The 11,989-nt window shown below is 60.1% G+C and carries 12 protein-coding genes and 1 tRNA gene; 8 read left to right on the top strand and 5 right to left on the bottom strand.

The window, feature by feature from the left end; all coding sequences use genetic code 11:
- Window positions 1-10: 10 nt before the first annotated feature.
- Window positions 11-2,104 carry a type III secretion system export apparatus subunit SctV gene (gene sctV / locus V6M90_RS24545; protein ID WP_332847271.1) on the bottom strand — a complete coding sequence of 698 codons (2,094 nt, stop codon included), beginning with the start codon at window positions 2,102-2,104 and terminating at the stop codon, window positions 11-13.
- Entirely contained in the window at window positions 2,101-3,165 is a 1,065-nt protein-coding gene (gene sctW / locus V6M90_RS24540; protein WP_332847270.1) for a type III secretion system gatekeeper subunit SctW, read from the bottom strand. The genes sctV and sctW overlap by 4 nt, the downstream gene beginning before the upstream one ends.
- A 263-nt stretch (window positions 3,166-3,428) precedes the next feature.
- On the opposite strand from sctW, the gene V6M90_RS24535 reads away from it, so the two are divergent.
- From V6M90_RS24535 to V6M90_RS24505, 7 genes are all read left to right on the top strand, one after another.
- Window positions 3,429-3,980 (top strand): RNA polymerase sigma factor, encoded by a 552-nt coding sequence (locus tag V6M90_RS24535; RefSeq protein ID WP_003171568.1) that lies wholly within the window; start codon window positions 3,429-3,431, stop codon window positions 3,978-3,980.
- A 210-nt stretch (window positions 3,981-4,190) separates the two neighbouring features.
- Window positions 4,191-4,267: transfer RNA gene (locus V6M90_RS24530), tRNA-Met, on the top strand.
- A gap of 222 nt (window positions 4,268-4,489) precedes the next feature.
- Complete coding sequence (locus V6M90_RS24525) at window positions 4,490-5,269, top strand: PhzF family phenazine biosynthesis protein (RefSeq protein ID WP_141064309.1); 780 nt, start codon at window positions 4,490-4,492, stop codon at window positions 5,267-5,269.
- Between the two features lie 35 nt (window positions 5,270-5,304).
- On the top strand, window positions 5,305-7,134 hold the full coding sequence (gene ggt / locus V6M90_RS24520; protein WP_141064308.1) for a gamma-glutamyltransferase: 1,830 nt from the start codon (window positions 5,305-5,307) through the stop codon (window positions 7,132-7,134).
- 23 nt (window positions 7,135-7,157) lie between these two features.
- Complete coding sequence (locus V6M90_RS24515; RefSeq protein WP_003171564.1) at window positions 7,158-7,883, top strand: polyphenol oxidase family protein; 726 nt, start codon at window positions 7,158-7,160, stop codon at window positions 7,881-7,883.
- A 242-nt stretch (window positions 7,884-8,125) separates the two neighbouring features.
- A complete protein-coding gene (locus tag V6M90_RS24510; protein ID WP_232291286.1) occupies window positions 8,126-8,368 on the top strand; it encodes a hypothetical protein in 243 nt (80 codons plus the stop codon).
- Entirely contained in the window at window positions 8,355-8,669 is a 315-nt protein-coding gene (locus V6M90_RS24505) for a helix-turn-helix domain-containing protein (protein WP_042944135.1), read from the top strand. The genes V6M90_RS24510 and V6M90_RS24505 overlap by 14 nt, the downstream gene beginning before the upstream one ends.
- A gap of 27 nt (window positions 8,670-8,696) precedes the next feature.
- On the opposite strand, the gene ddlA is transcribed toward V6M90_RS24505, so the two are convergent.
- Together ddlA and V6M90_RS24495 are read right to left on the bottom strand one after the other, a co-directional pair.
- A complete protein-coding gene (gene ddlA, locus V6M90_RS24500) occupies window positions 8,697-9,791 on the bottom strand; it encodes a D-alanine--D-alanine ligase (protein WP_003171562.1) in 1,095 nt (364 codons plus the stop codon).
- Window positions 9,792-9,835: 44 nt separating this feature from the next.
- Window positions 9,836-10,474, bottom strand: coding sequence for a LysE family transporter (locus tag V6M90_RS24495; RefSeq protein ID WP_332847269.1), 639 nt, complete (start codon window positions 10,472-10,474; stop codon window positions 9,836-9,838).
- A 140-nt stretch (window positions 10,475-10,614) separates the two neighbouring features.
- Here V6M90_RS24495 and V6M90_RS24490 point away from each other — a divergent pair, with 140 nt between their 5' ends.
- On the top strand, window positions 10,615-11,424 hold the full coding sequence (locus tag V6M90_RS24490) for an AraC family transcriptional regulator (protein WP_003171560.1): 810 nt from the start codon (window positions 10,615-10,617) through the stop codon (window positions 11,422-11,424).
- A gap of 87 nt (window positions 11,425-11,511) precedes the next feature.
- Here the strand turns inward: V6M90_RS24490 and V6M90_RS24485 are convergent, their stop codons facing one another.
- A complete protein-coding gene (locus tag V6M90_RS24485; RefSeq protein WP_003171559.1) occupies window positions 11,512-11,844 on the bottom strand; it encodes a DUF2790 domain-containing protein in 333 nt (110 codons plus the stop codon).
- Window positions 11,845-11,989: the final 145 nt, after the last annotated feature.

Below are 11,989 nucleotides of genomic sequence, written 5' to 3'. Positions count from 1 at the left end.
AGCACTACGCTCATGCCATGGCTCCGCGCATCAACTCATCCTGGCCCACGTCAAAACGCCCCAGCACCTTTACCTTGGAATGACTCCCAAGCTCTGCAAAGGACAACACCGGCACATGGTTGAACTCGTCCATCAATAAGGTGCGCAAGGGACTGCGCAGATCCTGCGCAACCAATATCACGCTCTTGCTTTTGGGACGCGCGGTGAACGCCTGGTTGAGCAAGTTGACCAACGCCGCGCTGTGATCAGTATCGAGGGCAAAGAACACCCCGGTCTGGGTCTGGCGCAAGGCATCGCGCAAGATATTTTCGGTTTGCGGCGAGAGCAGCCAGGCATGCAGTCCATCGGCCTCGCTGTACTGGTGGTAGATCTGTGATTTGAGCGCGATGCGCGCGTAATCAGCCAATGCCTCCGGCTCGCGCTCATGCTGGCCGTACTCGATCAACGACTCGACAATCAAGCGTACGGCACGCAACGGCACCCCTTCACCGGCCAAGCGCTGCAGCACCGCCGAAAACCGCGAAAGCGGCATGATCCGCTGCAGCTCCTGCACCAGTTCCGGCTGGTTGTGCTCCAGCCAACTGAGAATGGCCTTGCTCTCCTGTATCCCGAGAAAACGCGGCCCGCTGAGCATCATCGCGCGTGTCATTCGCTCGACGATCAGGCTTTGCGCGGTGAAGCGCTCCACCTGCGGATCGTCAAGCAAGGGATGTTCGGGCGCCAGCCATAGCCAGCCTTCCTCATCGCGCTCAGGCAGCCCGTGCACGGCATCGTCCGGCGGTGACGCCAACGCGTCGTGCGCTACGGCGATGCGGTCGCTCAAGGTGGCTTGCATCACCGGTACCTCATGGACGCAAAAACGCATCTCGTCCGGCGCCAGCAACTCGATGAACTCAGCTTCAAACGGTGGCAACGTCAAGCCGATATTGGCTACCAGCGTATTCCGCGCCTGGCGGATTTTCTGGACGATCTCAATGACCTGAGGCGTTGCATACACAGAAGGATGAAACTGCAACACGTACGGCCGCGACGGATCAAAGCCACGCAGGTCTTCTTCACCGTTCTCCTCCGGCCGCACCGCAGCAGGGGCTTCGGCTGACGGACGCTCCTGGCGCTCACGCTGCCGGGCCAGGTAGTAACCCAGGCCTCCGGTCATCATGGAAATAAAAATGAACACCATTGTCGGCATGCCAGGCACGGCCGCAAACGCGAGCATCCCCACCGAGGCAATCATCCAGCTCTTGGGTTCGCTGGTCATTTGCCGGGCAATTTCCGCCCCCATGTTACTGATGCCTTTGCGCCCGTCCGGCGCCACGCGGGTGATGATCATGCCGGCGGTCAGGGAGATCAGCAGCGCGGGTATCTGTGCAATCAGGCCGTCACCGATGGTCAGCACCGAATACAGCGCCATGGACTCACCGGCGCTCAAACCATGCTGGAACATGCCAGTGGAGAAACCGCCCAACAGGTTGACCACCACGATGATCAAACCGGCAATGGCATCGCCCTTGACGAACTTCATGGCGCCGTCCATGGCCCCGAACAACTGGCTTTCACGCGACAACTGCTCACGCTTGTCCCGCGCTTGCACACCGTCGATCAACCCGGCGCGCAGGTCGCTGTCGATGGACATCTGCTTGCCCGGCATCGCATCCAGGCTGAAACGCGCCGCCACTTCGGCGACCCGCTCCGAGCCCTTGGTAATCACCAGGAAATTGACCAGGGTCAGGATCAGGAAGATCACCATCCCCACCGCGAGGTTGCCCCCGACCACAAAATTGCCGAAGGCCTCGACGATATCACCGGCGTCCTGCTCCAGCAGAATAAGACGCGTGGTCGCAATCGACAGCGCCAGGCGAAACATGGTGGTCAGCAGCAGAATCGAAGGGAAAGAAGAAAACGCCAACGGCCCGGGCAGGTAGAGCGCCAGCACGATCAACAGGCAGGAAATACAGATGTTCAGCGCAATCAGGATATCCACCAGCCAGGTGGGCAGCGGCACGATAAAGATGAACACGATGGCCAGGACCACCACGGCACCCAGCACCTCGGCGCGCCGCGCTATCGTGAGCAACACACCGTTGACGGCGGCCAACGCACTCACCCGTCGACCCTCGTCTTGTCGAAAAATTGCAGGCGCCCACGTTCGACGCGGGCAAACTCGTCCATCACCAGCAGAAAGCTACGCAGAGCCTCTTGACGACTGCGGCTGTCGTCCCACAACGCCAGGGGCAAACGTTGGATGACCGGATACAGGCTGTTGAGGCAAACCAGTTGATCGACCGACAAATCGCCGCCCAGGTCGTAGGCCAGACGCTGCACTTCAGCTGACTCGATGCCGCTGCCGGCGTAGCCCAGCAGGCGCTGCAGCAAACCGACCGGTTCCTCCTGCGCGCCAAGGCGCAGGATCAGTGCCCGGCAATTGGCCAACACCGCGCCCAGCTGACCGCAGCTCTGCAGCCCCCTGAGAAGCGCACGCAAGCGCACATCAGGCACCGACGGTGCATGTGCCGCGACATCATCGGCCAAGGCCCGGCGCATCACGTTGAGGCCGTCGACAAACCGCTCGCCCCCATACATGCCCAGCAGCGCGTGCATCATGGTCGACAGGGATTGGCGAGTGACCACACTGGCGTAATACAACGTGCGTATGGCCTGGCGCTCCTGCGGGTCATCCGTGGCCCGTTGCAGCGCCGCGGCAATGTTCAGGCCGGCCTGGATTTCCCGTTTGAAACGCATCTCCAGCCTGGCAATGGCATCCCTCGCCAGTGCCGCTTGCGCACTGCGGGTTTCGTCCTGCGCCTGCGCGGCCACCTGCTTGAGTACCACGAAGGTACGCGCCGGATCGCCCCCGCCGAGGTCCAGCAACTTGTCCAGAGCCGGTTGTTGCAATAACTGAATGCGCATGCGCCGAGCAACCACCGCCAGGCTCGCCTGGGCCGGATGTCCGAGCATGTCATAGAGCTGCGCGAGCTGCTCAACGGGAGGCACCCGTATCGGCATGAACCGCTTGGGGAAGGCGTTAGCGTCGGCCGCCACGTCCTGACTGAAGATCAGCGCAATGTCCTCGCTCCCCTTCGCGGGGGTTGGCGCTTCGACAGGGCCGATACGAGACGGGTCCAGGCGCTGAATCTGCTCCATATCGTTGCTGGATTCGACTTTCATGGTTAAGCCAGAACAGGAAGAGTGTGTCTCTGTGTGGCAAGCCCCGCCCACCTGGTTCCATCGAAATCAACAATCTCACCGCCTGTGAAAATACCCGCACAAACTCACGGCGCACTTTGCAAAGCGTTGCGCAAAAAACGCTTAATTCAAGATATTTATTTATACAAATCAATAAGTTGAACGATTTTTTCATTTGGCACAACCGGTGCAAAAGGGCTTCCCGTCGAAACCATTTCGACCGCGTCTACCCTAAGGAAAAAATCATGAATATCCCTATTGAAGCTTTAGCGCACCTAGTTGGCAGCTCGCCTCAATTCATGCTTCACCTGACAGACGACCAGCAAAAGAAACTACGCCGTTTCATTCACAAGCGTGTTCTGAACCCGGAAGATGCGGACGATCTTCTGCAATTGACTTACCTTGAAGCCTGGCGCAACCGCGAGCGTTTCAGCGGCACTGCCACGCTCAGTACCTGGATGTGCGGCATCGCGCAGAATCTGATCCGCAACCACTTCCGGCGCCTGTATGCCAAGCCGGTGCATTGTGAATTCGATGAGTCGTTGTGGCATGGGCAAGAGGACAACCACAATCTGGACTGGGAATTCGAGGTCAACCGGCGTCTTGAAAAAACCCTGAACGCCATCGACCACCTGCCCACGGAAATGCGCAAAACGCTGTACGCCTCGCTGGAAACCGACGGCAGTTACCAGGACACGGCCGACGCACTGGACATTCCTATCGGCACGGTTCGCTCACGCCTGTCTCGGGCGCGTGAACAGCTCAAGCGCATCACCCACACCTCGCTGCATTCGTAAGGCAAGCCACGTGTTGGGCGGCAGGGATATCTGCCCAACTCGATCAGGCTCCCTCGCGCCGACATCGATCGATGCCCCTATGGAACCGACGTCCACCCCGCCTCTCGTCGCCGTTTAGCCAGGTTTGGGTTAAACAATTGAAAGCGTAGAAAAAATTCTCAACAAAACACTTGACGCATCGGCGCCCGAAGCGAATAATGCGCGCCACTTGGCTACATAGCTCAGTTGGTTAGAGCATAGCATTCATAATGCTGGGGTCCGGGGTTCAAGTCCCTGTGTAGCCACCAAGTACTAAAAACGGCTTACCGAAAGGTAGGCCGTTTTTTTATGCCTGCAGAAAAGGCTGGGGCATACTCGCATCGTTACGCCCCACCACCATCGACTCACGCCCTGCGCCCGCATGAACCTCAATGTGACAGAAGCGCTCAAAAAAACCGCCCATCTGTATTTTGACGCTCGCTTGACCCCGCTGTTAGTGTCCAGCCTCCCCACACACGGAGTGCACCACGGTGAAACTGGACATCTATCAAGTCGACGCCTTCAGCCAACACCCCTTCGGCGGCAACCCCGCGGCGGTGTGTCCGCTTACCGAGTGGCTGCCCGATGATCAGTTGCAAAACATCGCCGCTGAAAACAACCTCTCCGAAACCGCTTACTTCGTGCCTCGTGACGGGTTCTATGAGTTGCGCTGGTTTACCCCGCAAGTCGAGGTCGATCTGTGCGGTCATGCCACCTTGGCGGCAGCGTGGGTGTTGATTCACCGGTTGCAAAATGCGCCTGAAGTGCTGCGTTTCGCCACGCGCAGCGGTGAGCTGCGGGTCACGCGCGATGGCGATGAACTGGCGATGGATTTCCCGGTCAGGCAGCCCGAGCGCTGCGAGCCGCCGGCCGGGATGCTCGACGCCCTGGGGATTGAACACGCCGAAGTGTTCGGCACCGATGACTACATCGTGCTGGTGGACAGCGAAGCCCGGCTTGCGGCGCTGAAGCCGGATTTTTCGCGCCTCAAGGGCCTGCCTAAACGCGGCATTGCGGTGACAACCAAAGGCACACAGTTTGATTTTGTTTCGCGCTGGTTCGGGCCGAATGTGGGCATCGATGAAGACCCGGTCACCGGTTCGGCGCACACCTCGCTGGCGCCGTTCTGGGCCGAACGCCTGGGCAAGACAACACTCACGGCCGAGCAAGGCGGCAAACGGCGTGGCCAGTTGCGCTGCGAATTCAAGGGCGACCGCGTGATCATTTCCGGCAAGGCCGTGCTGTATCTGCAAGGCCAGATCTACCTGTAAAAGCAGCTCCCCAAGGACAACAGATCATTTTAGAAATGAACGGAGTTCAGCGCGTGTTTTCGATTTCCCGCCGTCACTTGTCCATCGCTGCCACAGCCCTGGCCCTTGCCGCCTGCCACACCCCGGTCAACGAACAGCCACCGGCACCGGAGCTGGGCTCAGGCTATCGCACCGATCTGACCACCCAGCACGCCACACGCCATATGGCCGCCGCCGCCAACCCGCTGGCCGCCGAAGCCGGGCGTGAGATGTTGCGCCAAGGCGGGTCGGCGATCGATGCAGCCATTGCGATGCAAGCGGTGTTGACGCTGGTGGAGCCGCAGTCCTCCGGCATCGGCGGCGGCGCGTTCATCATGCTGTGGGATGGGAACCAAGTGCACGCTTATGACGGCCGCGAAACGGCCCCGGCCGGGGCGACTGAGCGGTTGTTCCTGAACGCCGACGGCACGCCGATGGCCTTCAGCGATGCGCAGATTGGCGGGCGCTCGGTGGGCACGCCCGGTGTGTTGCGCGCGTTGGAAATGGCGCACGGGAAGACCGGCCGCCTGCAATGGGCCACGCTGTTCGAGCCGGCGATTCGCTTGTCCGAGCAGGGCTTCGCGATCTCCCCGCGCCTGCACAGCTTGATCGCCGCCGACCGTTATATCGCACAGTCGCCAGAGATGGCCGCCTACTTTCTGAATGCCGACGGCACGCCCAAGGCCACCGGTACGCTGTTGAAAAACCCGGCGCTGGCCGCCGTGTTCAAGCGCATCGCCAAGGAAGGGCCGGACGCGCTGTACCACGGTGCGATTGCCGATGAGATCGCCCGCAAAGTGCAGGGCCACCGCAATACGGGCAGCCTGTCCCAGGTGGATCTCAAGGGCTACGTCGCCAAGGAACGCGCGCCGCTGTGCACCGATTACAAACAATGGAAAGTCTGCGGCATGCCGCCGCCGTCGTCGGGAGGGATTGCCGTGGCGCAGATCCTGGGGACGTTGCAGGCGCTGGAAGCCCGCGACCCACGCTTGGCCATCGCGCCGATGAAACCGCTGAAGAACGCCTCCCCTGCCGGGCTGGAACCCACCCCCGGCGCGGTGCATCTGATGGCCGAAGCCGGCCGCCTGGCCTTCGCCGACCGTGCGCTGTATGTGGCCGATGCGGACTTCACGCCAGTGCCGGTCGCCGGTCTGGTCGCGCCGGATTACCTGGCCCAGCGAGCCACCTTGATTGGCGAGCGCAGCATAGGCATTGCCAAACCCGGCCAGCCGGCCGGAATCCAAGTGGCGTACGCGCCGGACCGTTCGCCACTGCGCATCTCCACCTCACAAGTGGTGGCGGTGGATGACCAGGGCGGTGCCGTGTCGATGACCACCACGGTGGAAGCCGCGTTTGGCGCCCATGTAATGGTCCAGGGCTTTTTGCTGAACAACCAGATGACCGATTTTTCGTTTATCCCTGAAGAAAACGGCCAGCCCGTAGCCAACCGTGTCCAACCCGGCAAACGCCCGCGCTCGGCCATGGCGCCGACCCTGGTGTTCGACCGTCAGAGCGGTGAATTACTGGCGGCGGTCGGCTCGCCCGGCGGTTCGCAGATCATCGAGTACGTGAGCAAATCCCTGGTGGCGATGCTCGACTGGAACCTCGACCCACAAGCCGCCGTCAGCCTGCCCAACTTCGGCAGCCGCAATGGGCCTACGGAGCTGGAAGCCGGCTTGTTCAGCCCAGGGTTGAAACAGGCGCTCAAGGACAAAGGCCACGCCTTGAGCGACATTGAGATGACCAGCGGTATCCAGGCGATTGTTCGTACGCGGGATGCGCAGGGGAAAGTATCGTTGAGCGGTGGTGCCGACCCACGACGTGAAGGCGAAGCGGTCGGCGACTGAGGTTATCGAGCGGAGGTATTCCCTTGCACCAGGCAAAAAATCTCGGCGCCATTGCAGGCGTCGATCACGGTTTCTGTTCGATCAACGATCCGCTGCGTCCGGATGACCTGTTCATTTGCAAGCAGGTGCACAGTGCCGCAGTGATTGAGTGGCAGGCAGGGCTGGTGGCCAATACGGTCGAAGCCGATGGGGTGCTTACGCACACCCATCAGCCGGTCGCAGTGATCACCGCAGATTGCCTGCCCGTTCTGCTCGCATCGCAAGACGGTCAGCATGTGGCGGCGATTCATGGCGGCTGGAAGGGACTGCAACGCGGGATCGTGGCGAATGCGCTGCAACGTTTTGCCGATGTAGGGGTTGCGGCCGACCAGCTGCAGGTTGCAATCGGGCCGTCGATCAAGCCCTGCTGCTATGAAGTGAGCGAAGGGTTTATTACCGAGTTCCAGATGGATCAAGGGCACGTGTGGCGTGACGGCGAAGCGCCATGGAGCGTTGCGCAACCCCAGCCGTTATTGTCACCGCAGATCACCCCACCGCATGCGCGGCAAGCACGAAGTGCCTGGTTTGACTTGAGCGGATATGGGCTCATGCTGCTGCAAGCGGCCGGGGTTCGACGGGAACAGATCGAGGTGAGTGAGGTGTGTACCTACTGCACTTCAACGATGTTTGCCAGCTACCGCCGAAGAACGCATCACCCGGAGGAGGCGAAGACGTTGTTGTATTCGTGGATTGGTCGTACTGACCCGTGACATGACTCCTATAACCTTCGCTCTCAGGTCCGACGCAGAGCCCAAAATACAAAGTGCCATGTCATTTTTTGCGATAAAAAGCACCTTGAGCAGCAACTTTTCACCTGCGATTTTCTGGCTCGCACTTTCTTGCCAGAGGCTACGTCAAAGACGTAGAATTTCGCGTGTTAACGATCATAGAGTCTCCGCTATTCAGCAAGCTGTGGCCCGATTACTGGACCGAGGAAGAACGGGGCATTTTCATGGCGTTTCTAGCCAGCCATCCTGATGCGGGGACGGTTGTACCTGGCTCCGGCGGCTGCCGAAAAGTACGTTGGAACCTCGAGGGGCGAGGAAAAAGTGGGTCGGTGCGAATTGTCTATACCGCGCAGCTGATTTGCGGATCACTGGTAGCACTGCTGATTTATGGCAAAGGCGCCACCGAGAATATTCCAGCGCATGTCCTGTATAAAATCGCGAAGGAAATGAACCATGCCACTCACTGAGAAACAACTGAGAGAACGCGACGCCAAGCGCAATATTGGCGAGGAATTGCTCGCTGCCATCGTGGACGTAAAGGCGGGCCGTCATGGCGGCGTCCATCACGTAGAAACCACTCAAGCTGCCGAAGCAAGAAGTAAAACAGGCTTATCACAACCCAAATTCGCCGAGTTGCTGGGGGTTTCTGTAAGAACGCTTCAAGAATGGGAGCAAGGCCGGCGCTCACCCTCGGGCGCAGCACGTTCACTGCTGCACATTGCCACCATCCGACCAGATGTTTTTCGTGAGGTCCTCAGTAACGCCTGATGGCGTTACTGGCCTCTTCTTTAAGAATCAGCGACTGATCTTCAACCCCTTGCGCCCCGTATGCCGCTCAAGCGCCAGCTCGATCAAGCGGCTCACCAGCTCGCTGTAGCTCATTCCCGCCGCCTGCCACAGCTTGGGGTACATGCTGATACGGGTAAAACCGGGCAGTGAGTTGATTTCATTGATCAGTACTTCGCCATCATCGGTGAGGAATACATCGACCCGCGCCAAACCTGCACAGCCCAGTACTTCAAACGCCTCAAGTGCCAGGCGACGAATTCGCTCGCTGGCCTCATGGCTGATATCCGCCGGCACCACCACCTGAGCCGCCTGGTCGTCGATGTATTTGCTGTCGTAGGAATAAAAGCCGTTGCTCACCACGATCTCACCGCAACCGCTGGCGATGGGGTTGTCGTTGCCCAGCACCGCGCATTCGATTTCACGGCCCTGAACGGCGGACTCCAGCAGCACTTTTTCATCGAACCCCAGAGCCAGCTCAACCGCGGCGTGGTACTCGGCTTCGCTGCCGACTTTGCTCACGCCGACTGAAGAGCCCTGGTTGGCCGGTTTGACGAACATCGGCAGGCCGAGCCTGTTCACGGCGGCCTCAAAAGAGGTGTGCGCGGCGTTGCGGCGGGTCAGGGTGATAAACGGAGTAACGGCAATGCCGGCGTCGCGCAGCAGGCGTTTGCTGATGTCTTTGTCCATGCACACGGCCGAGCCGAGTACGTCGGAGCCGACGAAAGGCAAGTCCGCCATGCGCAGCAGGCCTTGCAGGCAACCGTCTTCGCCGAGGGTGCCGTGGACGATGGGGAAGATCACGTCGATGTGTTCCAGCACGCCCTGGCCCGTGGTTTCCACCACTTGCTGGTTGGCTTTGCCGGGCACCACCGCCAGTTCGCGGTTGGATTGGTTGAGGGCAATGAGCGCCGGGTTTTCGCTGTTGAGCAGGAAGTTCGAGGTGTCGTTGAGGTGCCAGTGGCCGGCCTTGTCGATACCGATCAACACCGGCTCGAAGCGCGAACGGTCCAGCGCATCGACGATATTGCGCGCCGACTGCAACGAGACTTCATGTTCCGCCGAACGGCCCCCGAAAATAATCCCTACCCGCACCTTACTCATGACCCAGCCTCACTATTGAACGTAAGGCTTCTTACCACGGGCCGTCAGCGATTCGCTACCAGATGTGCGCCGAACAGCATGTAGCAACCGCCGGCAAAGCGATCGAGCCACTTGCGCGAACGGCTGTACACGTTGGCCATGCGCTGGCTGGAAAAAAACAGGGCCACGCTGGAATACCAGCTGAACGACAAAGTGGCCATGATGATCACCGCCAGGGTGAGCAACATCGGCGAGGGCGACGGCGGCATGGTGGAGGCGAAGATGGTGGCAACGAACAACGCAGCCTTGGGATTCGACAGGTTGCCCAGTAAACCCAGGCGCCAGGCAGAGAACAGCGAACGCGCAGGCTCATCCGGCAACAGGCGCTGCCCCATGGCCGGGGCCGAGCGTTTGAACAGCTTCAGCCCCAGGTAGATCAGGTAGCAACCGCCGATGATCTTGAACGCCAGGTACAACAACGGCGCGGCGGTAAACAGCGACTTGATCCCCAGGCCGCCCGCCAGCCCCCACATGATCGTGCCCGTAGCCACTCCGGCCGACGCCACCACGCCATGGCGACGCGAACAGCTCACGGCCAGTTGCGCGGTATTGAAGAAGTTGGGGCCGGGTGTGACCACCGCCACGGTCCATAGAAGGGCCAGCGAGACCAGCGGGGCCACATAGACAGGGTTGAGAAAATCCATGGCAGTCAGCTCCATCAGCGCAATGCACGAGCCAGGATCATAGGCCTCGCCCAGCGCCTGCACAATCGTACAAGACCCCGGCAGACAACGACCTGCAGACTGGGTTAACGTGTTTCCACCTCTTTTTGTGACAAGTCACCATGGGCAACCCGACCCACACGCTCGACTGGCTGCACCGCGCCCCGCACGCCAGCGGCCTGGACCGTATCGAGGCGTACTTTGCCGGTTTCGCCTTCGACCCGCATCGCCATGACACCTACGCCATCGGGCGTACGCTGTTCGGCGTGCAGAGTTTTCACTATCGCGGCGGCACGACCCACAGCCTGCCGGGCACGACCATGGTGATTCATCCCGACGAAATCCACGATGGCCGTGCGGGCAGCGAGGAAGGCTTCAAGTACCGGATGATTTATGTGGAGCCGGCGCTGATCCAGCAGATCCTCGGCGGCAAGCCGTTGCCGTTTGTCCCTGGCGGTTTATCCACCGACCCAAGGCTGTTCCGCGCCAGCGAAGTACTGCTGCAGAGCCTGGATTGCCCGATCGATTCGTTGCAGGAGCAGGACGCCCTGTTCGACCTGGCCCAGGCGCTCAGCGCTGCCTCGGGAGCGATCGTGAGCCGCAAGAGCTTCGATTACCTGGCGGCCGAGCGTGCCCGGGAATTTATCCACAGCGCCCTGGGCCGCAGCATCACCCTGGATGAAATGGCCGACCACGCCGGCCGCGACCGCTGGGCCTTGTCGCGGGATTTTCGTGTGCTGTTCGGTACCAGCCCCTACCGCTACCTGACCATGCGCCGGCTCGACCTGGTGCGCAGCCTGCTGGCCCAGGGTCATTCATTGGTGGATGCGGCAATGACCGCCGGCTTTAGCGACCAGAGCCATATGACCCGACAGTTTCGCAGCACGTACGGCATGCCGCCGTCACGCTGGGTGAAGATGCTCGGGCGCTGATAGTCCCAACGTAGATGTTCAGACACCTATGCCATCGCAGGCAAATCTGCGCCCACATGTCTGAGAGTACAGAGCGACTGCCCGACATTAACTGCCATGGTTGCGGCATAAGCCCATCACTTGATATTGCAGGGTAATGAGCTTGCCGCTGGAGTCTTCGTAAGTCATGCGCGAAGGCACCGCGTTGCATGCGCGAATCGGCGGCGTCACGTTGACCACCTTGGCAATGTCCAACTCCATGCCATAGCGGTACGTCTGTACCACGGGCGCCGGCTTGCCTTGTTTCTCGGCGTACGCGGCCATGGCTTTTTCGTTGCGTTCCATCATCAGCGCGAAGGTACGATCCCCTCCGCCTTCGGCCATCGCGGCGAATGACAGGATGGCGGTTAATATGCCCAAGGCAACTTTATAAATAATCATGGTGAGTTCCTGATTGAAAAGTTCAATACGGAGACTAACCCGCCCATCCTTTCACTATATTCACCACAAGATTACTTATTTGTCAGGTGGGCGAAAGTTTCCAACATTGTAATGTTCGCGCCATGTCGTTGTTATTCGCCGTTTG

Source organism: Pseudomonas lactucae (assembly GCF_036688725.1).
In the GTDB taxonomy this organism is placed as follows: domain Bacteria; phylum Pseudomonadota; class Gammaproteobacteria; order Pseudomonadales; family Pseudomonadaceae; genus Aquipseudomonas; species Aquipseudomonas lactucae.
Note: the sequence above shows the minus strand (reverse complement) of the source record. Positions and strands in the feature narration are given on the sequence as shown.